The 25,186-nt window shown below is 65.8% G+C and carries 26 protein-coding genes; 12 read left to right on the top strand and 14 right to left on the bottom strand.

Features of this window, described 5'->3' with window-relative positions; all coding sequences use genetic code 11:
- Nucleotides 1-3: 3 nt before the first annotated feature.
- From F5544_RS02945 to F5544_RS02930, 4 genes are all read right to left on the bottom strand, one after another.
- Nucleotides 4-855: an MlaE family ABC transporter permease gene (locus F5544_RS02945; protein ID WP_167471735.1), complete on the bottom strand. Its 852-nt coding sequence runs from the start codon at nt 853-855 to the stop codon at nt 4-6.
- A gap of 4 nt (nt 856-859) precedes the next feature.
- The gene (locus F5544_RS02940; RefSeq protein WP_167471734.1) at nt 860-1,624 is read right to left on the bottom strand and encodes an MlaE family ABC transporter permease; all 765 of its coding nucleotides are present in this window, start codon (nt 1,622-1,624) and stop codon (nt 860-862) included.
- Between the two features lie 283 nt (nt 1,625-1,907).
- Complete coding sequence (locus F5544_RS02935) at nt 1,908-2,813, bottom strand: 3-oxoacyl-ACP reductase (protein WP_174867254.1); 906 nt, start codon at nt 2,811-2,813, stop codon at nt 1,908-1,910.
- A gap of 43 nt (nt 2,814-2,856) precedes the next feature.
- Nucleotides 2,857-3,045: a ferredoxin gene (locus tag F5544_RS02930; RefSeq protein ID WP_167471733.1), complete on the bottom strand. Its 189-nt coding sequence runs from the start codon at nt 3,043-3,045 to the stop codon at nt 2,857-2,859.
- 150 nt (nt 3,046-3,195) lie between these two features.
- On the opposite strand from F5544_RS02930, the gene F5544_RS02925 reads away from it, so the two are divergent.
- Entirely contained in the window at nt 3,196-4,389 is a 1,194-nt protein-coding gene (locus F5544_RS02925) for an acyl-CoA dehydrogenase family protein (RefSeq protein WP_167471732.1), read from the top strand.
- 22 nt (nt 4,390-4,411) lie between these two features.
- Nucleotides 4,412-5,512, top strand: a complete 1,101-nt coding sequence (locus F5544_RS02920; RefSeq protein WP_167471731.1) for an acyl-CoA dehydrogenase family protein — start codon at nt 4,412-4,414, stop codon at nt 5,510-5,512.
- Between the two features lie 266 nt (nt 5,513-5,778).
- Here F5544_RS02920 and F5544_RS02915 read toward each other — a convergent pair whose 3' ends face one another.
- The 3 genes from F5544_RS02915 to F5544_RS02905 form a co-directional block, all read right to left on the bottom strand.
- Complete coding sequence (locus F5544_RS02915; RefSeq protein ID WP_428847160.1) at nt 5,779-6,150, bottom strand: type II toxin-antitoxin system death-on-curing family toxin; 372 nt, start codon at nt 6,148-6,150, stop codon at nt 5,779-5,781.
- Complete coding sequence (locus tag F5544_RS02910; protein WP_167471729.1) at nt 6,147-6,344, bottom strand: hypothetical protein; 198 nt, start codon at nt 6,342-6,344, stop codon at nt 6,147-6,149. Before F5544_RS02910 ends, F5544_RS02915 begins: the two co-directional genes overlap by 4 nt.
- Nucleotides 6,345-6,413: 69 nt before the next feature.
- Nucleotides 6,414-6,992, bottom strand: a complete 579-nt coding sequence (locus tag F5544_RS02905) for a TetR family transcriptional regulator (protein ID WP_167471728.1) — start codon at nt 6,990-6,992, stop codon at nt 6,414-6,416.
- Nucleotides 6,993-7,089: 97 nt separating this feature from the next.
- Here F5544_RS02905 and F5544_RS02900 point away from each other — a divergent pair, with 97 nt between their 5' ends.
- Complete coding sequence (locus tag F5544_RS02900) at nt 7,090-8,280, top strand: FAD-dependent monooxygenase (RefSeq protein WP_167471727.1); 1,191 nt, start codon at nt 7,090-7,092, stop codon at nt 8,278-8,280.
- A 19-nt stretch (nt 8,281-8,299) separates the two neighbouring features.
- Here the strand turns inward: F5544_RS02900 and F5544_RS02895 are convergent, their stop codons facing one another.
- Nucleotides 8,300-9,949: an acyl-CoA synthetase gene (locus F5544_RS02895; RefSeq protein WP_167471726.1), complete on the bottom strand. Its 1,650-nt coding sequence runs from the start codon at nt 9,947-9,949 to the stop codon at nt 8,300-8,302.
- Between the two features lie 59 nt (nt 9,950-10,008).
- On the opposite strand from F5544_RS02895, the gene F5544_RS02890 reads away from it, so the two are divergent.
- Nucleotides 10,009-10,791 carry a crotonase/enoyl-CoA hydratase family protein gene (locus F5544_RS02890; RefSeq protein ID WP_167471725.1) on the top strand — a complete coding sequence of 261 codons (783 nt, stop codon included), beginning with the start codon at nt 10,009-10,011 and terminating at the stop codon, nt 10,789-10,791.
- 111 nt (nt 10,792-10,902) lie between these two features.
- Here F5544_RS02890 and F5544_RS02885 read toward each other — a convergent pair whose 3' ends face one another.
- Entirely contained in the window at nt 10,903-11,322 is a 420-nt protein-coding gene (locus F5544_RS02885; RefSeq protein WP_167471724.1) for a VOC family protein, read from the bottom strand.
- Nucleotides 11,323-11,487: 165 nt separating this feature from the next.
- Here F5544_RS02885 and F5544_RS02880 point away from each other — a divergent pair, with 165 nt between their 5' ends.
- Nucleotides 11,488-12,495 (top strand): sigma-70 family RNA polymerase sigma factor, encoded by a 1,008-nt coding sequence (locus F5544_RS02880; RefSeq protein ID WP_167471723.1) that lies wholly within the window; start codon nt 11,488-11,490, stop codon nt 12,493-12,495.
- Between the two features lie 163 nt (nt 12,496-12,658).
- On the opposite strand, the gene F5544_RS02875 is transcribed toward F5544_RS02880, so the two are convergent.
- Both F5544_RS02875 and F5544_RS02870 read right to left on the bottom strand, forming a co-directional pair.
- A complete protein-coding gene (locus tag F5544_RS02875; protein WP_167471722.1) occupies nt 12,659-14,218 on the bottom strand; it encodes an acyl-CoA synthetase in 1,560 nt (519 codons plus the stop codon).
- 22 nt (nt 14,219-14,240) lie between these two features.
- Complete coding sequence (locus F5544_RS02870) at nt 14,241-15,278, bottom strand: LLM class F420-dependent oxidoreductase (protein WP_167471721.1); 1,038 nt, start codon at nt 15,276-15,278, stop codon at nt 14,241-14,243.
- Nucleotides 15,279-15,373: 95 nt separating this feature from the next.
- Between F5544_RS02870 and F5544_RS02865 the strand changes: the two genes are divergently transcribed.
- The 5 genes from F5544_RS02865 to F5544_RS02845 are packed head-to-tail and all read left to right on the top strand — an operon-like array spanning nt 15,374 to nt 19,842.
- Entirely contained in the window at nt 15,374-16,336 is a 963-nt protein-coding gene (locus F5544_RS02865) for a Zn-ribbon domain-containing OB-fold protein (RefSeq protein WP_167478948.1), read from the top strand.
- 26 nt (nt 16,337-16,362) lie between these two features.
- Nucleotides 16,363-17,394: a thiolase domain-containing protein gene (locus tag F5544_RS02860; RefSeq protein WP_167471720.1), complete on the top strand. Its 1,032-nt coding sequence runs from the start codon at nt 16,363-16,365 to the stop codon at nt 17,392-17,394.
- Nucleotides 17,391-18,557: a thiolase domain-containing protein gene (locus F5544_RS02855; protein WP_167471719.1), complete on the top strand. Its 1,167-nt coding sequence runs from the start codon at nt 17,391-17,393 to the stop codon at nt 18,555-18,557. The genes F5544_RS02860 and F5544_RS02855 overlap by 4 nt, the downstream gene beginning before the upstream one ends.
- Nucleotides 18,554-19,426 carry a TIGR03619 family F420-dependent LLM class oxidoreductase gene (locus F5544_RS02850; RefSeq protein WP_167471718.1) on the top strand — a complete coding sequence of 291 codons (873 nt, stop codon included), beginning with the start codon at nt 18,554-18,556 and terminating at the stop codon, nt 19,424-19,426. Before F5544_RS02855 ends, F5544_RS02850 begins: the two co-directional genes overlap by 4 nt.
- Nucleotides 19,423-19,842: a nuclear transport factor 2 family protein gene (locus F5544_RS02845; protein WP_167471717.1), complete on the top strand. Its 420-nt coding sequence runs from the start codon at nt 19,423-19,425 to the stop codon at nt 19,840-19,842. Before F5544_RS02850 ends, F5544_RS02845 begins: the two co-directional genes overlap by 4 nt.
- A 48-nt stretch (nt 19,843-19,890) precedes the next feature.
- Here the strand turns inward: F5544_RS02845 and F5544_RS02840 are convergent, their stop codons facing one another.
- Nucleotides 19,891-21,150, bottom strand: a complete 1,260-nt coding sequence (locus F5544_RS02840) for a cytochrome P450 (protein WP_167471716.1) — start codon at nt 21,148-21,150, stop codon at nt 19,891-19,893.
- 159 nt (nt 21,151-21,309) lie between these two features.
- On the opposite strand from F5544_RS02840, the gene F5544_RS02835 reads away from it, so the two are divergent.
- Both F5544_RS02835 and F5544_RS02830 read left to right on the top strand, forming a co-directional pair.
- Complete coding sequence (locus tag F5544_RS02835; protein WP_167471715.1) at nt 21,310-22,473, top strand: steroid 3-ketoacyl-CoA thiolase; 1,164 nt, start codon at nt 21,310-21,312, stop codon at nt 22,471-22,473.
- 403 nt (nt 22,474-22,876) lie between these two features.
- Entirely contained in the window at nt 22,877-23,293 is a 417-nt protein-coding gene (locus F5544_RS02830) for a helix-turn-helix domain-containing protein (protein ID WP_011207048.1), read from the top strand.
- Nucleotides 23,294-23,660: 367 nt separating this feature from the next.
- Here the strand turns inward: F5544_RS02830 and F5544_RS02825 are convergent, their stop codons facing one another.
- On the bottom strand, nt 23,661-24,671 hold the full coding sequence (locus tag F5544_RS02825) for a hypothetical protein (protein ID WP_167471714.1): 1,011 nt from the start codon (nt 24,669-24,671) through the stop codon (nt 23,661-23,663).
- The gene (locus tag F5544_RS02820) at nt 24,668-25,186 is read right to left on the bottom strand and encodes an ImmA/IrrE family metallo-endopeptidase (RefSeq protein ID WP_167471713.1); all 519 of its coding nucleotides are present in this window, start codon (nt 25,184-25,186) and stop codon (nt 24,668-24,670) included. The genes F5544_RS02825 and F5544_RS02820 overlap by 4 nt, the downstream gene beginning before the upstream one ends.

The raw sequence follows: 25,186 nt of genomic DNA, 5'->3' as shown, positions 1-25,186 counted from the left end.
CCGCTATCCCGAGAGGTGGAAGTTGCCGGAGGTGCCGTAGATGGCGAGCGAGATCAGCAGGGTCACCGTCACCACCGCGACCAGCGAGGCCCGCACCGCGTTGCCGACCGCGATGCCGACGCCGACCGGCCCGCCCGCGGCGTTGAAGCCGTAGTAGGTGTGGATCAGCATGACGGCCAGGGCCATGAAGATCGCCTGCGCGAACGACCAGAGGATATCGCTCGGAATCAGAAAGGTCCGGAAATAGTGGTCGTATACGCCCGCCGACTGCTTATAGATGCCGACGGTGGCGAAGCGGCTGGCGATGAAGGAGGCGATCACCGCGAGCGCGTACAGCGGAATGATGGCGATCATCCCGGCCAGCACCCTGGTGCCGACCAGATACGGCACCGGCCGGATCGCCATGGACTCCAGCGCATCGATCTCCTCGGCCACCCGCATGGCGCCGAGTTGTGCGGTGGAGCCGGCGCCGATCGTCGCGGCCAGCCCGATACCCGAAATCACCGGCGCCGCAATACGCACATTGATGAATGCGGCGAAGAATCCGGTGAGCGCTTCGACGCCGATATTGCCGAGTGAACTGTAACCTTGCACGGCGATGGTTCCGCCCGCAAACAGCGTTAAGAATCCGACAATTACGACAGTGCCGCCGATCACCGCCAATGCGCCGGTGCCCATACTGATTTCGGCAATGAGCCGGATCGTCTCGGTGCGGTAATGCAACAGCGCCCGCGGAATGGAACCGAGGGCCTGAACATAGAACACGGCCTGTTTACCGACCGAATCGAGCGAGTCCGACATTCGACGCACCCGTCGCACGGTACGCGGGAAGCGGGACTCGATCACGAAAGCCATGGGTTCACCGCGCCGTGAACTTGATACCGACCGCGGTGACCACCACATTCACCACGAAAAGGGCCATGAACGCGAAGACGACGGTCTGATTCACCGCATCGCCGACGCTCTTCGGCCCGCCTTTTACATTGAGCCCGAGATAACAGGCCACCAGCCCGGCTATCAAACCGAACAGCCCGGCCTTGACCTCGGAGATCACCAATTCGGGCAGGTGGGTGAGCAGCGTGATCCCGTTGACGAACGCGCCCGGATTCACATCCTGCAGGAATACCGAGAACAGGAAGCCGCCGACGATGCCGATGGTGCAGACCAGGCTGTTCAGCATCAGCGCGACGAACATCGAGGCCAGCACCCGCGGCACCACCAGCCGCTGCACCGGGTTGATACCGAGCACCTTCATGGCGTCGATCTCTTCGCGGATGGTCCGCGCGCCGAGGTCGGCGCAGATGGCGGTCGCACCGGCGCCGGCGACGATCAGCACCGTGACGATCGGCCCGACCTGGGTCACCGCGCCGAATGCCGCACCGGCCCCGCTGAGGTCGGCCGCGCCGATCTCGCGCAACAGAATGTTCAGCGTGAAGCTCACCAGCACGGTGAACGGAATGGCGACCAAGAGTGTCGGCAGGATGGAAACCCGTGCGATGAACCAGGATTGGTCGATGAACTCGCGCCATTGAAAGGGCCTGCGCACGCTGAAACGCGCAACTTCGGCGACGACTTCGAAAAATCCGCCAACGGCGCGCAGCGGCACGGCAAGGACCTCGTTCATGGCGCGATCCTCCTTGCTCGATCAGCTCGTACAGCACACGGCATACCACGCCACCGTGGCAGCACCGCCGCAACGATTAGAACACGTTCACTAGCGCGCTGGAAGCTTTTGGCCACATTTAAGCTGCACTTTTTCTATGGGCCTGGATAGGAAACTGAAACGGGTATCAAAAATATGTGCCGGCACCTTTGTGAGGCGATACACACCATGACCCCCATGTCTACCAAGCCCCGGACGAGTGATCAACACTCGTCGGCCCCCAGGTTTCGCCGAAAGTGCGGCGTCAGCTCAGATCCAACAGCGACGAGGCCGAGAAGGTCTGGCCCGCAGGATGTTCCGCGAAGTAATCGCCGAGGGTCGCGGCCAGCTCGGACTGCGCCCATTCACCGTTCGCCGCATCGAAGCGGTGTTCGACCACCGGCGCCGCCATCAGCGCGACCATGCCGCCGTATACGACGAACAGTTGACCGTTGATCGCGTCGGCGGCGGGCGATGCGAGATACGCGACGAGCCGGGCCACATGGTCCGGCGACAGCGGATCCACCTCGCCCTCGGGCGCGGCGCTGAACACCGACGCGGTCATCGCGGTGCGGGCGCGCGGGGCAATCGCGTTGGCGCGCACCCCATATCGGGACAGCGCCCGGGCCGCCGACAAGGTCAGCGCCGTGATACCCGCCTTGGCGGCGCCATAGTTGGCCTGCCCCTCCGGACCGAGCAGACCCGCCTCGGACGAGGTGTTGATCAGCCTGCCGTACACCGGCCCGCCCGCGGCCTTGGATTTGCCGCGCCAATACGCGGCGGCGTTGCGGCACAACAGGAAGTGGCCGCGCAGATGTACCGCGATCACCGCGTCGAAATCCTCGTCGGACATGTTGAACAGCATCTTGTCCCGGGTGATGCCCGCGTTGTTCACCACGATGTCCACCCCGCCGAACGCCTCGTCCGCGGTGCGGATCAGGGCATCGGCGGTGGTTCGCTCGGCAATGCTGCCCGCGACGAACTCGGCCTTGGCGCCGCGCGCCCGGATCTCCGCCATGGTGTCGGCCACCGCGCCGGATTCCGACAGGTCGTTGAGCACCACCGAGGCGCCGGCCTCGGCCAGCGCGAGCGCCTCGGCCCGCCCCAGTCCGGCGCCGCCGCCGGTCACGATCGCCACTCGGCCCGCCAGGCTGTGTTCCAGATCTCCCACGGGGCCGACTTTAGAACGTGTTCTTATCTACGGCAAGGATTGCTCACCCGAGCCGCAGCGCCGCCTTCGGACATTGCGCGACGGCGTCCTCGACATCGGCGAGCCGATCGGCGGGCACCTCGGCGACTCGAATGTGCAGCTGGTCCTCGTCATCGAGTTCAAAGACGTCGGGGGCGATTCCAACGCAGATTCCATTCGCTTCGCACTGGTCGAAATCGACGATGACCTTCATGAGCACTCCTTCATCCGACTCTGTTCGCAGCCTACAAGCCAATGGTGCGACGCGCGCCGTCATCGGCCACATCGGTTGGCAATACTGGAACATGTTTCAGTCGATATGCAATGATCGGGTGAACTCGAACGAACGAAGGCAGGTATCGCCATGCGCATCGCGTACACGCCGCAACAGGAAGCGCTGCAGGCGGAACTGCGCGACTACTTCGCGAAGCTGATCACCCCCGAGCGCCGGATCGCGCTCAGCGCGCAGACCGGCGAGTACGGGCAGGGCAATGTCTATCGGGAGGTCGTGCGCGAGATGGGCCGCGACGGCTGGCTCGCCCTCGGCTGGCCGAAAGAATATGGCGGACAGGACCGTCCGACGATGGATCAGCTCATCTTCACCGACGAGGCGGCCATCGCGGGCGCGCCGGTGCCGTTCCTGACCATCAACTCGGTGGCGCCGACGATCATGCACTACGGCAGCGAGGAGCAGAAGCGCTTCTTCCTGCCCAAGATCGCCGCGGGCGAATTGCACTTCGCCATCGGCTATTCCGAGCCGGGTGCGGGCACCGACCTGGCCAGCCTGCGCACCAGCGCGGTGCGCGACGGCGACGAATACGTGATCAACGGACAGAAGATGTGGACCAGCCTCATCGCGTACGCCGACTATGTCTGGCTCGCGGTGCGCACCGACCCGAACGTCAAGAAGCACAAGGGCATCAGCATGCTCATCGTGCCGACCACGGCCGACGGCTTCTCCTGGACACCCGTGCACACCATGGCGGGCCCGGACACCAGCGCCACCTATTACCAGGACGTCCGGGTGCCGACGAGTGCGCTGGTCGGACAGGAGAACGGCGGCTGGGCGCTGATCACCAACCAGCTCAACCACGAACGCGTCGCGCTCACCTCGGCCGCGCCGCTACAGCTGGCGCTGCGCCAGACCGTGGAGTGGGCGCGAGAGACCAAGGACAGCAACGGTTCCCGCGTGATCGACCGGGAATGGGTTCAGCTCAATCTGGCCCGGGTGCACGCGAAGGTCGAATACCTGAAGCTGCTCAACTGGGAGATCGCCAGCCGCGCCGATGCCGGCGGAGATGCCGCACCGCGACCGTGGGACGCGTCGACCTGCAAGGTCTACGGCACCGAACTGGCCACCGAGGCATACCGGCTGCTGATGGAAGTCCTTGGGCCGCAAGCCTATCTGCGACAGGACTCGCCGGGCTCGGTGCTGCGCGGCAGGTTGGAGCGGATGCACAGGGCCGCGCTCATCCTCACCTTCGGCGGCGGCACCAACGAGGTCCAGCGCGACATCATCGCCATGACGGCGCTCAAGCAGCCTGCCGCGGCGCGCTGATCGGGAAAGCAGGTAGATACCAATGGATTTCACACCCACCGAGGCACAGCTCGACCTGGCCAGGCTGACCGGCGAGATCTGCGGCAAACTCGTCACCGCCGACCGGCTGCGCGAACTCGACACCGCGGACGTGCGTTTCGACGAACCGCTGTGGAGCTCGCTGGCCGAGACCGGGGTGCTGGCGGCCGCCCTGCCCGATGCGGTCGGCGGCAACGACCTCGGCGAGTTGGAACAGACCGCGGTGCTGCGCGAACTGGGCCGGGCCGTCGCGGCGGTGCCGTACCTGTGGTCGATCGTGCTCGGCGCGGGCGCGCTGGCCCGATTCGGCGATGCGGCGCAGCAGGATTGGGCCACCCGGGCCGCCGCCGGACAGGCGATCCTCACCGTCGCGCTGGCCGAAGAGCACAACTGGGAGCCCGCTCGGCCCGCCACCGTCGCCACCGAAACCGCCGATGGCTGGCGGCTCACCGGCGTCAAGACCGCCGTACCGTTCGCCGCGCAGGCCGCGCGGATCCTGGTCCCGGCAACGGTTTCCGGCGCGGCGGCGGTATTCCTGGTCGATCCGGCCGCCGTGCGCGTCACCGCACAGCAGGTCACCGATCGCGGCGCCGAATATCTCGTCGAATTCACCGACGCCCCAGCCGAATTGATCGGAACCACGGCGTCCGGTGCGGAGATCCTCGACTGGATCCTCGTCCGCGCCTGGCTCGGCCTCAGCGCCCAGCAACTCGGCACCGTCGAGCGGGCGCTGGAGCTGGTCGCCGAATACACAAGGGAGCGCGAACAATTCGGCCGCAAGGTGGGCAGCTTCCAGGCCGTCGCCCAGCGCTTGGCCGACGGCTACATCGACGTGCAGGGTCTGCGCCTGGCCGTCACCCAGGCCGCCTGGCTGCTCGCCGAAGGGCTACCGGCCGCCGCGGCCGTGCACACCGCCAAATTCTGGGCCGCCGACGCGGGCCACCGCGTCGCGCACACCGTCGTCCACGTACACGGCGGCGTCGGCATCGACCGCGACCACATCGTGCACAACTACTTCACCGCGGCCAAACACAACGAATTCGCCCTCGGCCCCGCCCCCGACCACCTCCGCGCCCTCGGCGCCCTCCTCGCCGCCCCGGCGTAAAGCCCGCCGACTCGTAGCGGCGACCGCAAGCCTCCCTTCACCGCCTTCACGTAACACCCCTTTGTGAAGGCGGTGTCGGTGCTCCCCATTCGATGGCACACTTCGAAGTGTGCGAAGCGAAGACCTCCCGAGTCGCGGGCAACTCCTTGCCCGTCGACTGCGTAGATCCGCGCGGAGCAAGGACATAGCAGGCATGAGCACCGACGACATAATGGACCTGTTTCGCGATAGCCTGCCGCAACCTGATCAGCAGATCGATAGCGCGATCAGCGAGTGAACTTCGACAAGTGTCCAGCGATCTGTGACACCTCGAGCCTGCCCTGGCACACATCAAGGACAAAGGCTTCAGCATCGTCGACGTCGAACTCCGCATCCAACGGATGGCCGTTCATGTGCAGGAAGACCCAGGTGGCATACCAGGCCAGTCGCTTATTGTCGTCGATCAGGCCGTGATTACGCGCCAGCGAATCCATCAGCGCGGCAGCTTTTTGCCACACATCGGAATACGCATCCTGACCGAATACGCTCGCCTGAGGACGAGCAAGTGCCGACTCGAGCAGTCCGTAGTCCCGCACGTCCGGAGTGCCCAATCGTTCGGCGAGCTTCAGCAGTTCGGGCAGCGTCAGATACTGCATCAGGCCAGCCTTCGGTTCAGCTCCTCACTGACCCGTAGCACATGGTCAGCGGCTTCGTTGAACAGCCGCGCATGCTCGTTGATCGCCTTGATCACCGCATCGTGCACGAACTGCTGCATGCTGCGACCCTCTGCTTCGGCGCGCTGGCGCAGCGCGCCAAGTTCCTCGTCGGTGAACCTGACATTCAGACCGGCCATCCCCTGATGGTACCGCGTGGTACCACCCCGTTGCACGACGCGATGAATCAGCGGCGAGGGCGCCATCGGCTATCGCGGCACCGAACCCAGATAGCGCTGGATGGTGGGGCCGATTTCGGCGATGAGCTCATCGGGTGTGAGGGCGATGACCGGGGGGAGCCGGAGGACATAGCGGCACAGGGCCAGACCCAGGAGTTGGGTGACGATCAAACCGCTGCGCTTGGGCGCGTCGACGGGGTCGCCGACGCGTAGCACCGCCGGGAGGATCTGGTCGGCGAAGACGGCACGAAAGCGCTGGGTGACCGCATCATCGGCGATGGACGAGCGGAGCAGGGTCAGCATGACCTCGTTGCCCGGCGGCTCCCAGATCTCCAGAAAACGTCGCACCAGCAACTCCCCCATGGCATCCGGGTCGGTCGCGATGAGGTCCGGCAATTCCAGATCGATATCGACCGCTGCCGCGAACAGCCCATCCTTGCTGCCGAAGTAGCGCATGACCATGGACGGGTCGATGGCCGCGTCGGCTGCGATGGCACGAACGGTCGCCTTGCGGAAACCCTCGGCGGCGAAGCGGGCACGCGCCGCCTCGAGGATCGCCGCGCGGGTCGCGTCCGAGCGGCGTGCCGGTTGATCAGGCGCATCAGTCATGCCAACAAGTGTAGGCCAACATCTGTTGACTTCACGGCAACCCGGAATTATCATTGCCAACAAGCGTTGGCCCACACTTGTTGACATAGGAGTTCCGATGACCGCCGACCAGATCAACCCGCTGCCGGACACCACCTCGGTCGTCATCGTCGGCGCCGGTCCCGCCGGACTGACCGTCGCCATCACCCTCGCCGACGCCGGCGTGGATTTCGTCCTGCTGGATCAGCTCGCCGAGGGCGCCAATACTTCGCGCGCAGCCGTGGTGCACGCCAGGACACTGGAGGTGCTGCGCGACCTCGGCATCGCGAACGAGTTGATGGTGCACGGCACCGAGGCGCCGATATTCACCGTCCGCGATGGCGCACGCACCCTCGGCTCCATCGAATTCACCGGCCTCCCAACGGATTTTCCGTATGCGCTGATGGTCCCGCAGGACACCACCGAGGCCGTGCTGCTCGATCGGCTGCACCTGGCGGGCGCGACGGTGCACCGTCCGTACCGTGTCACCCGAATCACCGACGAAAATGGCTGCGTCACAGTCGGATACACCGATGCGACCGGTGCAGCAGGAACGATCAACGCCGACTACGTCGTCGGTGCGGACGGTATGCACAGCGTGGTCCGCGAGCAGGCGGGCATCGACTTCACCGGAGCCACCTATCCGGAATCCTTCGTACTCGCCGACGTCCGGATGAACTGGCCGATCCCGCGCAGCCAAGTGGCGCTGCATCTTTCACCCGAGGGCGTCATGGTCGTCGCACCGCTGCCGGACGATGACGCACCGAACCGCTACCGGGTGGTCGCCACCGTAGCCGAGGCGTCCGAACACCCGACGATCGAGGACATCCAGCGGATCATCGATGCCCGCGGACCCGGCGGTGACGTGAAAGTCCTGGAAACACTGTGGAGTTCACGTTTCCGGGTGCACCACCGGGTGGCCGACCGCTACCGCGCGGGCCGGATCCTGCTCGCGGGCGATGCCGCCCACGTGCACAGCCCGGCGGGCGGCCAGGGCATGAACACCGGTATCCAGGACGCGGCCTTCCTCGGCCCGCTGCTGGCCCGGGTACTGGCGGGAGAACCGGAGACCGTGCTCGACGCATACGAAAACACAAGGCGGCCGGTGGCGCTCGACGTCGTCGCGTTCACGGATCGGATGACCAGAATGGCCACCCTGCGCCCCTACCCCGCCCGCCTGCTCCGGAATACGGCGCTGTCCCTGCTCAGCAGGTTCCGGCCGGCTCGCCGGGCACTGGCCTACCGGCTCGCCGAACTCAACTACCGCTGAAGGGGCGGGTGGAATACGCCTACTTGCTGCTCGCTTCCAAATGTTCGTCGGCGGGCCGGGATTCGGCGTGCTCCTTAGCCCACCGATAGTCCGGTTTGCCCGCGGGCGAGCGCTTGATCTCGTCCACGAACCACAGGCTTCTCGGCAGCTTGTACGGCGCGATCTCCTGGGTCAGCACCGGCCGCAGGTCCGCCAGCGTCGGGCGGCTTTCGCCGCGACACTGCACGACGGCGCAAACCCGTTGGCCCCAGCGCTCATCCGTGACGCCGATGACGAGCGCGTCGAAGATCTCCGGATGCGTCTTCAGCGCACCCTCGACCTCCTCCGGATAGATCTTCTCACCGCCGCTGTTGATGCTCACCGAGCCGCGGCCGAGCATGGTGACGGTGCCGTCCGCCTCCACCCGCGCGTAGTCGCCGGGGATGGCGTAGCGAATTCCGTTGTACACCTTGAACGTTGCCGCGGTCTTGGCCTCGTCCTTGTAGTAGCCGAGCGGAATGTTCCCGCTGCGGGCGATCAGACCGATCTGGCCGGAGCCCGGCGTCACCGGGTCGCCGTTCTCGTCGAGCACCGCGGTGGACGCGTCGATCTTCACCCGCGGCCCGCCGGTGTGGTTGGCGCCCTTGGCCGCCACCGAGATTCCGCCGAAGCCGGTCTCCGACGATCCGATGTTGTCGGAGATCATCCGATTCGGCAGCAGCTCCAGGAACTGGTCCTTCAGCGTCGGCGAGAAGAGCGCCGCGCTGCTCGCTATCACGTACAAACTCGAAAGGTCGTATGGCGCACCGGTTTCCGGATTCCCCTCGATGAGGGCGTCGAGCATCGGCCTGGCCATCGCGTCACCGGTGATGAAGATGAGATTGATCTTGTGCCGGTCGATGTGCTGCCACACCCCGTGCCCGGTGAACTCCGGAATCACCACCATCTTGCCGCCGTCGAAAAGGCTGTGGAAGGCGGCGGTCTGCGAACCACCGTGGATCATCGGCGGAATCGGGAAGCGCACCAGCTGCGGATTACCCGCACCGGTCTTGGCCTGATGCCACTCATCCTCGACGCGCTCACCGGTGATGAAGTTGATGCCGCCGCCGAGCACCCGCCACCAGTCCTCGTGCCGCCACATCACGCCCTTGGGCATGCCGGTGGTGCCGCCGGTGTAGAGCATGAAGATGTCATCCGGCGAACGTTCGCCGAAATCCCGTTCGCCGGAGGATTGGGCAAGCGCCGCTTCGTATTCCACCGAATCCGCTGCGACCGCCGTGGTCCCGGTCGTATCGTCGTCCACGACGATGACGGTGCGCAGCAGCGGCGTCCTCGGCCGAACCGCGGCCACCCTGTCGCTGTAGCGACGCTCGTGGATCAGCGCGACCATATCCGAATTTTCGAAAATATACTGTAACTCGTTCTCGACGTATCGGAAGTTCACGTTGACCATCACGGCCCGCGCTTTGAACACCGCGACCATCGCCTCGACGGCCTCGATCGTGTTGCGTGAGTAGATGCCGACCTTGTCCCCCGGTGAGACACCATGTTCCCGCAGGTAATGGGCCAGTTTATTGGTCCGCTCCTCCAACTGCGCGTAGGTGATCTCACGACTGTCGTCGGCGAGCGCGACGCGATCGGGCATCAGGTCGATGGCGTGTTCGACAAGGTCCGCTATGTTGTAGCTCACAGTCCTAAAAATAGAACGTGTTATTGTTCCTGACAACCCCGTAGTCAGGAGATTCCGCAATGCCAGATTGCCTTGTCGAGAAACGCGATAACGTCCTCATCGTCACCATGAACCGGCCCGAGGCGCGCAATGCGCTGTCCGGCGAGATGATGGCGATCATGCGCGAGGCCTGGGATCGGGTGGACGCCGATCCCGACATTCGCGTCGCGATCCTGACCGGCGCGGGCGGCGCGTTCTGCGCGGGCGCGGATCTGAAAGCCATGACCGCCCAACACCCCGGCGATTCCTTCGCGGGCGGCGGCTGGGATCTGTCCAGGATCGAGGCGCTGCTCAAGGGCCGCAGGCTCACCAAGCCGCTGATCGCCGCGGTGGAGGGACCCGCCATCGCGGGCGGCACCGAGATCCTGCAGGGCACCGATATCCGGGTGGCCGGCGAGAGCGCGAAATTCGGTGTGTCCGAAGCGCGTTGGGGCCTGTTCCCGCTCGGCGGCTCGGCGGTGCGGCTGGTTCGGCAGATCCCGTACACCGTCGCGGCCGACATCCTGCTCACCGGCAGGCACATCACCGCGGCCGAGGCCAAGGAGATCGGCCTGATCGGTCACGTGGTGCCGGACGGCACCGCACTGGACAAGGCGCTGGAACTGGCCGGGCAGATCGCCGCCAACGGACCGCTCGCGGTGCAGGCCATCCTGCGCACCATCCGCGAAACCGAATGCCTCCCAGAGGAAGACGCGTTCCAGATCGATGCGAAGCTCGGCACCGCGGTATTCAAATCGGCCGACGCCAAGGAGGGTCCGAAGGCCTTCGCGGAGAAGCGCAAGCCGACCTTCACCGGCAGCTGAGCGACGGAAATCCATGTGCCGCACTAATATTCGGCCCGGTGCGGGGAAACGCGCTCGGCTTACCCGCCCCCGGTCGGCTTCGCCTCCCTACCATCCCCGTTGGCCGACCCCTCAGTTGCCGCCCGGATACTCCATCCAGAATGGTTCCCATTGGTGGCCATCCGGGTCGAGGAAGGTCCGGCCGTGCATGCCGACCTGGGCCTCCATCGCTCGTTTGGTCACATTGACCTCCTCGGTCGCGCCGGCCAGCACCGCGGCGTCCACCAATTCGTCGACAGCGCTGGCACTCGACAGCGCGAGCGAATAGAGCGAGCCGATGGTAGCGACCGTGTCCGCTATCGGGCGCGCGGTGAAGTTCGGGAAGAACCCGAGGGTCAGCAGCATGAGGCAGATGTTGTCGTCGATAACGATGCAGGCGGTGTTCTCGTCGGTGAACTCGTTGTTGACCCGCCACCCGAGCGCCTCGTAGAAGCGCATCGACCGCCCGAGGTCCGTGACCGGAAGATTGATGAAGATCATCTTGCTTGCCATGGCACTCGGCCCCTTTCAAGGTCCCAAAATCGCGTATCGAAATACAGACGGATCGGGCGGGATGAATTAATCGGCGCCGCCGCGGGCCTCGGTTGATCTTGGTTTGCGCAGGTGGCGGCACCATTCGGGTATCGGATGTCGGTGCCCTGTGGCAGGGTGACACGCATGAACGACATCTCCACCCCCGCCGAATCCGCGACGGGTATTTCCGCCGAGGTACTCACCTCCTTCGAGGGACACCGACGGGAACTGTGCGCCTACGCCTACCGAATGCTGGGCTCGTCGTTCGAGGCCGAGGACGCGGTGCAGGAGACGTTCACCCGCGCTTGGAAGTCCTACGACTCGTTCGAGGGCCGGGCCAGCCTGCGCTCCTGGCTGTACCGGATCGCCACCAATGTCTGTCTCGATATGCTCGACGGCCCACAGCGCCGGGCCCGGCCGATGGACCTGTCCGGTCCGTCCCGGCCCGATTCACCGCTGCCCGCGCCGCAGCCGGATTACGTGTGGATCGAGCCGATCCCGAATGCCCTCGCCTTCGGGGCGGATCCGGCCGAGGCGGCCACCGCCAAGGACACGCTGCGGCTCGCCTTCGTCGCCGCCTGCCAACATCTGCCGGCCACCCAGCGGGCCATCCTGATCATGCGCGAGGTGCTGCGCTTCTCGGCCAATGAAACCGCCGAGGCGCTCACCATGTCGCCCGCGTCGGTGAACAGCGCGCTGCAGCGGGCCCGCGCCACCATGTCGAAGGTCCAGCCGACCGTCACCGACAACTACGACGAATCGAACGAGGAGCAGCGCAAGCTCGTCGACAATTTCGTCAAGGCGTTCGAGGCATACGATATGAACGCGCTCACCGACCTGCTGAAAGCCGATGTGGCGCTGTCCATGCCGCCGATCGAGCTGTGGATCTCGGGTCCGGAGAATGTGGCCGCCTTCATGCTCGGCAGCGGCAGCGGCTGCCGCGATTCCCGGATGGTCCGGCTGTCGGGCGCCAACGGCGCACCCGCCTTCGGTCACTACAAACCGAGCGGCGAGCCCGGCGTGTGGACGCCGTGGTCGATCACCGTGCTCGAGCTCGACGATGACGCCATCGCGGGGCTCAACTTCTTCCTGGACACCGAGCGCCTGTTCCCGCTGTTCGGGCTGCCGCCGGAATTGCGCGAATCGGTCTGAGAGCATTCCGGGAGGGCGAGGCCAGGGGCCGGGAAGGGCGTGGTCGACAGGTGATTCGCGCACGACCGTTCCCGCATACGGTTTGGTTTCGCCGCGCATCAATTAGCTTCTCGCGCACGCGATTGCATGCGCGGGAAGCTGCTGGGTGCGCGGGAACCGCCGCTCAGGTCGCGGGCACGTACCGGTCGCGCAACTTGCGCTTGTACAGCTTGCCGTTCGGATCGCGGGGCAGTTCGGGCAGGTAGTCGATGGTTCGCGGCATCTTGTACTTCGCCAATTGCGTTGCGGCGAAGGCCAATAGCTCGGCCGTGAGGTCGGCGTCACCCTCGATTCCGTCCGCGGGCTGTACGACGGCCTTCACCTCCTGACCCCAATCCGCGTGCGGGATACCGAATACCGCGACATCGGCCACCTTCGGATGGGTGACGAGCACGTTCTCGATCTCGGCGGGGTAGATGTTCACCCCGCCGGACAGAATCAGATCCGAGCGGCGATCGTGCAGGTACAGGTAGCCGTCCTCGTCGAGGTGGCCGATATCGCCGACGGTGAAGAGGTTGCCGACCCTGGCCTCATCGGTCTTGGCCTTGTCGTGGTGGTATTCGAAACTCGAACCGCCCATTTGCATATAGACCAGACCCGCCTCGCCGGGCGGCAGTTCGCTGCCGTCGGCCTCGGACAGCACCTTGATCACCGACCACGGCCACGCCTTGCCGACGGAACCGGGTTTACGCAGCCACTCGGCGCCGCTGATCACCGTGCCGCCGCCCTCGGTGGCCGCGTAGTACTCGGTGACCGTCGGCCCCCACCATTCGAGCATTCTGCGTTTGGTCTCCTCCGGGCACGGCGCCGCGCCGTGCACCATGCTGCGCAGCGATGACACGTCGTATTTGGCGCGCACCTCCTCGGGCAGCGCGAGCAGTCGATGGAACTGGGTCGGCACCATGTGGCTGTGCGTGACCCGGTGCTTCTCGATGAGCCGCAACATATCCTCGGCGTCCCAGCGATCCATCAGTACGAGCATGTGCCCCAGCTGAATCGAGATGGTCGCGAAGTTCAGCACCGCGGTGTGGTAGAGCGGCGAACCGCAGATGTGCACGTGCTCGTCGTACGGCGCCAGCCCGAACAATCCGAAGAAGGCGGTGCTGTGCTGCGGAATCACATCCGGGTCGGCGCCGGTGAGCGGACGCCGAACACCCTTGGGCCGCCCCGTCGTTCCGGAGGTGTAGAGCATCGGCGCGCCGGTGCCGCGGTCGGTGGGCCGCCCGGTTCCTCCGGCGCCGAGCCAGGACACCGATTTGAAGCCGTCGATGTCGCCGACCGAAAAGCGCGCTGCCGCAGGCAGTTCCGCGTCGTCGGCGGCGGCGAGCGCGGTGGCCGCGAAGCGATCGCTCGCGATGAAGGCCTTGGCCTCGCTGTCGCGCAGGATATAACCGACCTCCGGCCCGGTGAGGTGCCAGTTCACCGCGACGATGTACAGCCCGGACTGATAGGCCGCGAAATACGCGGCGACCATCTCGACGCAGTTGTGCAGCATGGTGACGAGCACGTCGCCGCTCGTCAGCCCGAGCGCGCGCAGGCCGGTGGCGTATCTGTTTGCGAGGGTTGACAATTCGCGATAGGTCACCTCCCGGCCCGCGGGATCGACCATGGCGATCCGCTCGGGCTCGGCTTCGGCGATATTCCACAGTCCGAGAACTTTTGCTGGCTCCTGAGAGGTCGTCACCACATTGAATCTAGAACGCGTTCTACTGTTCGACAAGGGGTGCGAGCCGACGCAATTGCGCGATATCGGAAACCGACACCAGCAGCATCGTCACACCCGCCGCCGACCAAACGCCCAGCTGTTTCCGGACATGTTCCTCGTCGCCGATGATCGCGGTGTCGTGGATCAACTCGTCCGGAACCGCCGCGGCCGCCTCGGCCTTCTTACCCGCCTGGAACAGCGCGCCGATCTCGTCGACCTCGCGGTCATAGCCCATCCGGCGATAGACCTGGGCGTGGAAGTTCAACTCCGGCGCACCCATCCCGCCGATGTAGAGGGCCATGACCCAGCGCATCTTTTCCAGCTCGCTCGCCGGATCGTCGGTAACGACCACCTGACAACTCGCGGCAATCTCGAAATCGGCACGCGACCGCCGCGCACCCGCCCTGGCGAAACCCTCGTCGAGCCATTCGTTGTACATCCCGGCCAACCGCGGCGCGAAGTAGATGGCCAGCCAGCCGTCAGCGATCTCCGCCGTCAGCGCCACATTCTTCGGACCCTCCGAACCCAGCCAGATCGGCAAATCCGCACGTAGCGGATGCACTATCGGCTTGAGCGGCTTGCCGAGCCCGAGCGCTCCCGGCCCGGTGTACGGCAGCGGATAGTGCGGGCCGCCGCTTGTCACCGGCGCCTCGCGCGCGAGCACCTTCCTGACTATCTCGACGTATTCCCTCGTGCGCTGCAACGGTTTGCCGAACGGCTGCCCGTACCAGCCCTCCACCACCTGCGGACCGGATACGCCGAGGCCGAGAATCGCCCGGCCGCCGCTGAGATGGTCGAGGGTGAGCGCGTGCATGGCCGTGGCCGCCGGGGTGCGCGCCGACAGCTGCACCACCGAGGTGCCCAGCCGCACCCGCTCGGTGCGCGAGCCCCACCAGGTCAGCGGGCCGAAGGCGTCCGAACCCCAGGATTCGGCGGCGAATACGGCATCGAATCCGGCCGCCTCCGCGGCCAGCACCAGCTCGCCGGCACCGGCGGGCGGCCGCGCCATCCAGTATCCGAGTTGCAATCCGAATTTCATGCTGTCATCCCTACTGCTTGCCACCAGAATAAGAACCTGTTCTACTCGATATCGTGACTCCAGGGAATACTGCGTCCACGGTCGTCGCCGGTGGAATGGAGACGGCGCCGGATGTGCTCAGCGCGCCCCTGCGGGTGCGATTCGACTACACCCGTTCGGTCGGCCCCACCATCGGCAAATTCCTGACCGGCCTGCGCGACCGCAAGATCGTCGGCGTGCGCGGTTCCGACGGCAGGGTGCTGGTGCCGCCCGCCGAATACGACCCGGTCACCGCGGCCCCGCTCACCGAATTCGTCGACGTCGCCGACACCGGTACCGTCGAATCCTGGACCTGGGTGCGAGAACCGCTGCCGGGCCAGCCCTTCGACCGGCCGTTCGCCTGGGCGTTGATCCGGCTCGACGGCGCGGATACCGCGCTGCTGCACGCGGTCGATGTCGCGTCGCCCGAACTGATACGCACCGGGCTGCGCGTCGTCGTCCGGTGGGCCGCCGAGACCACGGGCACAATCCACGACATCGCCTGCTTCGAACCCGGCGAAACATCCAGCGCGCCAAGCACTTCCGTAGCCAGTGCGGAACCCGTCCGAATCATCACCACGCCGGTGGATCTCGCGTACAAGCACACCGCATCGCCGCAGGAGACGGTGTATCTGCGCGGCCTGGCCGACGGCAAGCTGATCGGCGCGCGCACCGACGCCGCGGGCAAGGTGTACTTCCCACCGCGCGGCGCGAATCCGACCGACGGCAGGCCCACCGACGACTACCTCGAGCTGACCGACCACGGCACCGTCACCACCTTCTGCATCGTCAACGTGCCGTTCCTCGGCCAGCGGATCAAACCGCCGTACGTCGCGGCCTACGTACTGCTCGACGGCGCGGATATCCCGGTGCTGCACCTCGTACTCGGTTGCGACGCAAGCGAAGTGCGAATGGGCATGCGGGTGCGCGCGGTGTGGAAGCCGCGCGCGGAGTGGGGCTACGGACTCGACAACGTCGACCACTTCGAGCCCACCGGCGAACCCGATGCCGATTACGACACCTACAAGCATCACCTCTGACCCCGCAATCCCGTGAGAGGCATACGTTGACCGACAACACCGCCGATATCGCGATCGTGGGATTCGCCCACGCGCCACACGTACCGGAGACCTTCGGCACCACCAACGGCGTCGAGATGCTGGTGCCGTGTTTCCAGCAACTGTACGACCGGCTCGGCATCACCAAGGCCGATATCGATTTCTGGTGCTCCGGATCCTCGGATTACCTTGCCGGACGCGCCTTTTCGTTCATCTCGGCGGTCGATGCGATCGGCGCCGTTCCGCCGATCAACGAATCGCATGTCGAAATGGACGCCGCATGGGCACTCTACGAGGCATGGGTGAAAATCCGTTCGGGACAGGCGCGTACGGCGCTGGTCTACGGCTTCGGCAAGTCATCGGCGGGCACTCTGCGCCAGATACTCACCATGCAGCTGGATCCGTATCTGGTCGCCCCGCTGTGGCCGGACGCGCTGTCGATCGCCGGATTGCAGGCCCGGGCGGGTCTCGACCGCGGCCGCTGGACCGAGCAGGATATGGCGCGGGTCGCCGCGGGGGCCGACAGCGACGTCGAAAGTTTGCTTTCCGCACCGTATGTCGCCGATCCACTGCGCGCACACGACATCGCGCCGATCACCGACGGTGCGGCCGCCATCGTGCTCGCCGCGGGCGACCGGGCCAGGGAGCTGTGCGAACGTCCCGCCTGGATCACCGGAATCGCGCACCAGATCGATACTCCCGTGTTCGGCGCCCGCGACCTCACCGTCTCCCCCTCCACTTCGGCTGCGGCCCAAGCGGTTACCGGCGGAGATACCGGCTTCGATATCGCGGAACTGCATGCGCCGTTCAGCCATCAGCAGCTCATTCTCACCGAGGCCATCGGACTGAAGAACGGCACCCGGGTGAATCCGTCCGGCGGGGCGCTGGCGGCCAATCCGATGTTCGCGGCGGGCCTGGAGCGCATCGGTTTCGCGGCCGAGGCCATCATGGCGGGTTCGGCCGGGCGCGCGCTCGCCCACGCCACCAGCGGCCCGGCCCTGCAGCAGAACCTTGTTAGCGTTTTGGAGGCGCACTCGTGAGTGAAGTTGCGGCGGTGCTGGGTACCGGACAGACCCATCACGTGACAAAACGAACCGATGTATCAATGGCGGGCATGTGCCGTGAGGCAATCGACCGCGCGCTCACCGATGCCGGTCTCACCATCGCCGATATCGACGCGGTCGTGGTCGGCAAGGCGCCGGATCTGTTCGAGGGCGTCATGATGCCCGAGCTGTATCTCGCGGATGCGTTGGGCGCCACCGGAAAACCGCTGCTGCGGGTGCATACGGCGGGTTCGGTCGGCGGTTCGACCGGTGTGGTCGCCGCCAATCTGGTGCAGGCGGGCGTGCACCGCAGGGTGCTCGCGGTGGCCTGGGAGAAGCAGTCGGAATCGAATGCCATGTGGGCCCTTTCGATTCCGGTGCCGTTCACCATGCCGGTCGGCGCGGGCGCGGGCGGCTATTTCGCCCCGCACGTCCGGTCCTATATCCGCCGGTCCAATGCGCCCAGCCATATCGGCGCCATGGTCGCGGTGAAGGATCGGCGCAACGGTGCGAAGAACCCGCTCGCGCACCTGCGGCAGCCCGATATCACCCTGGAATCGGTGCTGGCTTCGCAAATGCTCTGGGATCCAATCCGATTCGACGAGACGTGCCCGTCATCGGATGGCGCGTGCGCGATCGTCATCGGCGATGCGGCCGCCGCGGCCGAGGTCGAGGCCGCGGGCAAACGGGTCGCCTGGGTGCACGGCACGGCAATGCGCACGGAGCCAACGACTTTCGCGGGTCGCGATCAGGTCAATCCGCAGGCAGGCCGGGATGCGGCCGCCGCGCTGTGGCGGGCCGCGGGCATCACCGATCCGCTGGAGGAGATCGACGCCGCCGAAATCTACGTCCCCTTCTCCTGGTTCGAACCGATGTGGCTGGAGAACCTGGGCTTCATGCCGGAGGGCGAAGGCTGGCAGCTCACCGATAAGGGTGAGACCGAGATCGGCGGAAAGCTGCCGGTGAATCCGTCCGGCGGGGTGCTGTCCTCGAATCCGATCGGCGCCTCCGGGCTCATCCGGTTCGCCGAGGCCGCCAAGCAGGTGATGGGCCGCGCCGGGGCCTACCAGGTGGCGGACGCCCGTAAGGCGCTCGGTCACGCGTATGGCGGTGGGTCCCAATACTTCTCGATGTGGGTGGTCGGGAGCGAGCGCCCGTGAAGTTCACCCTCGGTATCGCGCTGAGCCCACTCGACCAACTGCCGGAATTGGCGAAAACCGCCGAGGAGTGCGGTTTCTCATCGATCGCTCTGCCGGATTCGCTGTTCTACATGCGGTCCGCCGCGGCGCAATACCCGTACACCGCCGACGGCAGCCGCTTCTGGAGCCCGGATACGCCGTGGGTCGATCCGCTCATCGGCGCGACCGCCATGGCGGCGGTGACCAGCCGGATCCGCTTCTACACCAATGTGCTCAAACTCGGCTCCCGCAATCCCCTGCTGCTGGCCAGGCAGGTCGGCTCGGTGGCGAACCTGTCCGGCAACCGCTTCGGCTTCGGAGTCGGAATCGGTTGGGCGCCGGAGGAATTCGAATGGTGCGGGGTGCCCTACGCCCGTCGCGGCGCCCGCGTCGACGAGATGATCGAGGTCATCAAGTTGGTGCTCGGCGGGGGCATGGTCGAATACCACGGCGAATTCTTCGATTTCGACGAGCTCCAGATGAGCCCCGCGCCCACCGAGCCGGTGCCGTTCTATATCGGCGGCCACACCGATGCGGCGCTGCGCCGCGCTGCCCGGGTCGGCGACGGCTGGACCTCGGCGATGATGACCTATGCCGAGCTGTGCCGCACCATCGGGAAACTCACCGCGCTGCGGGCCGAATTCGGCAGAGCCGAAAGCCCTTTCGAGATACAAGCGGTGTGCATCGATCGGTTCGGCCGCTCCGGATACCAGGAGCTGGCCGCAGCGGGCGTCACCGACGCCATCGTCGTGCCGTGGGTTTTCGACGGTATCGGATTCGACGGTGAGCTCGCCGCCAAACAGGACTCCCTGCGGCGCTTCGCCGAGGCGAATATCGAGAAGGCGTCATGACAACCCAGACCGGCCATCCGGCCCGCGCCGCCGGGCTGGCTTCGCAAGCGGCGGTGCGCGCGAAGGACAAGGCGGCGTGGCTCGACCTGTTCGCCGCCGACGGCATCGTCGAAGATCCGGTCGGCCCTTCGTTTTTCGATCCCGACGGGGTCGGCCATCGCGGTCGCGCGGCCATCGCCGCATTCTGGGACAGGGCGATCGCGCCGACCCAGTCGATCGAATTCCGCTTCGACGACTCGTTCGCCTGCGGCAACGAGATCGCCTTCACCGGATTGATCCGCACCCGGATCGGCGGCCAGCGGATCGATGCCGAGGGCGTGTTCACCTACCGCGTCGACACGGACGGGAAAATCGCTGCGCTGCGGGCCTTTTGGGAGGTCGACCGCGCGATGGCGACCGCGAAACCAGCCGAATGATTTGCGTCCCCTTCGTCGTCCATGACAGGACGACGAAGGGGACGCGACTCAGTGCGCTTCCCGGCCGGTCCGGTAGTCGACCGGAAAACCCTTGATCCCGTTGAGCCAACCCGACCGCAGCCGCTTGGCCGGACCGATTTTGGTGATATCCGGCAGATGGTCGGCGATGGCATTGAAGATGAGATCGATCTCCAGCCGCGCGAGGTTCGCACCGATACAGAAGTGCGCGCCGGTGCCGCCGAAGGCCAGATGCGGATTGTCCGCGCGCATGATGTCGAAGCGCTCCGGATTCTCGAAGACGTCCTCGTCGAAATTGGCCGAGCGGTAGAGCATCACCACCCGCTGCCCCTTCTTGATCTGAACGCCGCCGAGTTCGGTGTCCACCAACGCCGTTCGCTGGAACGAGGTGACCGGGGTGGCCCACCGGATGATCTCGTCGGCGGCGGTGGCCGGGCGTTCCTTCTTGAACAGCTCCCACTGATCCGGATTGTCGAGGAAGGCCAGCATGCCGTGCGAGATGGCATTGCGGGTGGTCTCGTTGCCCGCGACGGCCAGCATGATGACGAAGAACCCGAACTCCTCCTCGGTCAGCCGGTCGCCGTCGATATCGGCCTCGATCAGCGTCGTGACGATATCGTCGGCCGGATTCGCCTTGCGCGCGGCCGCCATTTGGTATGCGTAGCCGAGGATTTCGACCGATGCGGCGACCGGATCGGCGGTGCTCTCCGGATCGTCGTAGCCGGTCATATCGTTGGACCAGGTGAAGACCTTCATCCGGTCCTCCTGCGGCACACCGATCAATTCGGCGATCGCCTGCAGCGGCAGCTCACACGCGATCTGGGTGACGAAATCGCCCGAGCCGGACTGAGCCGCCGCCTTGACGATCGACTCGGCCCGCGCCGAAAGTTCCGCGCGCAGACCGTTTATCGCGCGCGGGGTGAAACCGCGCGCGATGACCTTGCGCAGTTTGGTGTGTTCCGGCGCGTCCTTGTTCAGCAGCACGATCCGCTGCAGTTCGATCTGCTCGCGCTTGATGTCGTCGTTGAAGCGCGGGATGGCGGTGTTCTCGTGGCTGGAGAAGACGTCGCTGCGCCGGGACACCTCCTTGACGTCGGCGTGCTTGCTCACCACCCAGAAGCCGTCGTCGTGAAAGCCGCTGACCTCGGGGGACTGTGGGTTCCACCAGATCGGCGCGGTGCGGCGCAGCTCGGCGAACTCCGCGACCGGAACTCGCTCGGCGTAGATGGCGGGGTCGGTGACGTCGAACCCGTCGGGCAGTTCGGGCCGGGAATTCCGAGTGTCATCCACCAGATGTCTCCTTCGACAAACTGAAACACGTGTCAAACTGAAACACGTTCTACAAGCATTGAAGCACAGGTGCTAGAAATAGGTAAGAACACGAGTGATTCGGCTCGATCAAGACGACTGAACTCGTTCCATTTTTAGCTCCCTAGGGAAAGGTTGGAGATGGGCACACCCGTCATCGTCGAGGCAGCGCGCACCCCCATCGGCAAGCGCGGCGGCTGGCTGTCGGGCCTGCACGCCACCGAACTGCTCGGCGCGGCCCTGCGCGGACTGCTCGAGCGCGCACACCTCGATCCGGCAACGGTCGAACAGGTCATCGGCGGCTGCGTCACCCAGGCGGGCGAGCAGTCCAACAACGTCACCCGGGTGGCGTGGCTGCACGCCGGACTGCCATGGCAGGTCGGCGCGACCACCATCGACGCACAGTGCGGCTCGGCGCAGCAGGCCAACCATTTGATCGCCGGTCTGATCGCCGCGGGCGCCATCGAGGTCGGCATCGCCTGCGGCGTCGAGGCGATGAGCCGAGTTCCGTTGGGCGCCAATGTCGGCGAGCACGCCGGACCGCGCAGACCCGCCTCGTGGAGCATCGATCTGCCCAATCAGTTCGAGGCGGCGGAACGAATCGCCAAGCGGCGCGGCATCACTCGCGCCGATGTCGACGAGTTCGGCGCCCGTTCACAGCGGCTGGCCGGTCAGGCATGGGCCGAGGGCAGATTCGACCGTGAGGTACTGACCGTCGCCGCGCCCGCCGTCGACAAGGAGGGCAACCTCACCGGCGAAAAGCTGGAGGTGACAAGGGATCAGGGCCTGCGCGAGACCACCGTCGAGGGCCTGGCGAAGCTGAAGCCGGTGCTGGAGGGCGGCGTGCATACGGCGGGCAGTTCATCGCAGATCTCCGACGGCGCGGCCGCGGTGCTGCTGATGGACGAAAACGCCGCGCGCCGAGCGGGTTTACGGCCGCGCGCCCGAATCGTCGCGCAGTGCCTCGTCGGCTCGGAGCCGGAGTTCCATCTCGACGGTCCGGTCCAGGCCACCACTCGACTGCTGGAACGTTCCGGAATGAATATGGGAGACATCGACCTTTTCGAGATCAACGAGGCATTCGCATCGGTGCCACTTTCCTGGGCCGCTGTCCACAAACCGGACATGGACCGGGTAAATGTCAATGGCGGAGCAATCGCGCTCGGACATCCCGTCGGCTCCACCGGATCTCGGCTCATCACCACCGCACTGCACGAACTGGAGCGAACCGATCGCGGTATCGCGATGGTGCTCATGTGCGCCGGTGGCGCGCTCGCGACCGGCACGATCATCGAGCGGTTGTAGCGTCGTTCGTCCAATTCCGGGCCGCCGACGGGCGTCGGCGGCCCGGTCCGGACGTAACCTTCCCGAGGTTGAACGTTCATCCCAGAGGCGGCAAAACGTGTCGTACGCCACACAATCGCAGGTACAGAGCAGTAGATGAGACGTCAGCTATCTTTCGGCTATCATTGACTTGACGAGGAAGACCCTTGCGACGGGCCAGAACCGCGCCGTACCCCCTCTCCACCAGAGCCGTTGGGGTGACCCGCAAACACTGCCGTCGCTGTGCCTTCCACGGAGCGGCACCTAGAAGCTTCAAGGAAATCCGGAAACAGGCGTAGGTTTTCAGTTACTGAGCCGCTAATATCAATGATACGTATCCGAGATAACGACTGTTAGTACAGCGAAGGGAATTGGGCGGCTCACAATGGCTGATTTCGCGGCGCGGCTGAACAAGCTGTTCGAAACCGTGCATCCCCCGGGGCGCAAGCCGCACACCAACGCGGAGGTTGCGGCTGCGCTGACGGCCTCCGGACATCCGATCTCGAAACCGTACCTGTCCCAGTTGCGGTCGGGACAGCGGACCAACCCGTCCGACGAGACGGTGGCCGCCCTGGCGAAGTTCTTCAAGGTCAAGCCGGACTACTTCTTCAACGACATCTATGCCGCCAAGATCGATCACGATCTTGAGCTGTTGTCCCAGCTGCAGGGCTATGGACTCAGACGGCTGTCGAGTAGAGCGTTCGACCTGTCCGAAGAATCTCAGAACCTGCTCACCTCCATGGCGGAGAAGTTGCGTGCGAGCGAAGGCTTGCCCGAAATTCCTCCGGACGGTACGGAGTAGGTTCACGTCCGACGCAGTACAGTGCGACCGCCCGGTCGTGCTGTACTGCGTTATGGGGGACGCCTTTCGAAGGCGATCGAGCACGGTTATCGGGCTCCGGCGGCGCTGAAACCTGCCTATCCAAAGGCGGTGCGGCGCCCCGAAAATTAGGGGCCACTAACTTTGTACCGATCGGTTTGCCGGGTGCGCAAGTACATTCGGCGCGACGTGATTCCAATCCGGAACTACAAGAAACCGGTCGGCAGTTTTACATGAACGCTCGGGTAACACATCGGATACGTCCCCGAGTGGTTCATCGCCCTTCCGAAGAAGGTCGGCATCCCGCCGATCCGGGGTGACGAAATGCGGGCCCAGCGAACCGGATCTATCAATTCCGCACCGCGGTGTCCGCGGTCAACTCGTAGGCCCGGGCAATCGCCTGAACCCAGCCGCGCGGGCTGATGCCCTCCGGCGGCGCGATCCAGCGGGCGTCCACCACCACATCGCCCAACGGGTCCCTGGCCCACTGGGCCACCCGGTCGGCTCGGTCGGCCACCGAGGCGGGCGGGGCGCCCACCTCGGCGAGCACGACGCCACCGCCCGACTGCAGGTAGAGCGCGTCCATGATCTGCGCCACCTGATCCGACGCCTTCAGCTGCGTCGAGGTTCCGGTCTGGTCGTGCGCGACAACCTCGGGGAACCGGCCGACCAGCAGCTGATGCAGAACGTTGATCTGCCGCAACAGGATTCGGGCCCGCAGCCACAGCTCCACCACGATCCACACGGCGCCGAGCGCGATCAGCAGGCTCGCGATCTCGTACGCGGGCCAGGCCCAGAACGGCTGAGTGTGCTTGGGCCGCGGCGCGTGGATGGCCGCCCGCCGGATCTGCAGCGCGGCGAGCAAACCGACCAGTGCGGTTCCTGTGGTGTAAATCGCGATACCGCGACCGAGCACGGTCCACGCCACATTCCGCAGACCGGTCACCACGATGAAGACGCAGCCGAACAGCACGATGGCCCAGCCGAAGGTCGTCGACCAGGCCAGCGTCGTCGCGACGGCGGCGCTGCCCGCGGCATAGAGCACGGCGGCGATCTGGCCGAGGTTGCGGCGCGAGACCACCGGCCAGGCCGCGGCGGCCACCACCGAGGTCGCGGTAGTGAAGATGATCCACGCCGAGACCACGACGCCGTAGGAGAGCCAGGCATTGTGCACACCGCGTGGCAACAGATTGTCGACGGCCACCGCGACTTCCGGCACCGCGACGGTCGAGGCGAGCGCCACCGCCGCCACCGCGACGATGATCGCCACCCGGGCCGTCGTCGCCGGCTTCACCAGCACGCGTCCGACACGCGCGCCGGCGGCCATCCAGACCAGCAGAGCCGTCAACCAGAAGGTCATCCGAGGGCCTCATCGAATCGAAGGACCGAGACGCCTGCGCCCCGGCTGTTGAATACGCGAAGTCGGGTCATCAGCATGGCGGCGAAGGTCTCGGCCTCCCATTCGGCCAGTTCGTCCTCGCCGTCGTCGAAGATCTGCTGATGCGCGCGCTGGCTCAGCATGTAGGCGATCAGGTCGTCGCTGGCCTCCAGCGTCACCTCCGGCGCGGGCGCGCCCTCGTGATCGAAGACGATGTGGCCCAGTTCGTGCGCGAGGGTGTGCTCGCGGCTCGGCAGCGCCTGCGCGAGCACGATCACATCCTTGTCCGGATAGAACCTGCGCTGGCCGCAGACGCCGGGACCCAGTTGAGCGCTCGCGATTTCGATCTGGCGGTGGCGCTCGCTCGCGATGGCCGCGACGACCTCGTCGAGGGTGGTCGCGTCGAAGTCGGCGGCGACCGCGCACACCGCGTCCACCGCGGCGGCCACCCGGCGGTACGACCGGATGCCGCTGTGCGCCCTGCTCTCGCTACTCAT

The organism is Nocardia arthritidis (genome assembly GCF_011801145.1).
Taxonomy (GTDB): Bacteria; Actinomycetota; Actinomycetes; order Mycobacteriales; family Mycobacteriaceae; genus Nocardia; species Nocardia arthritidis_A.
Note: the sequence above shows the minus strand (reverse complement) of the source record. Positions and strands in the feature narration are given on the sequence as shown.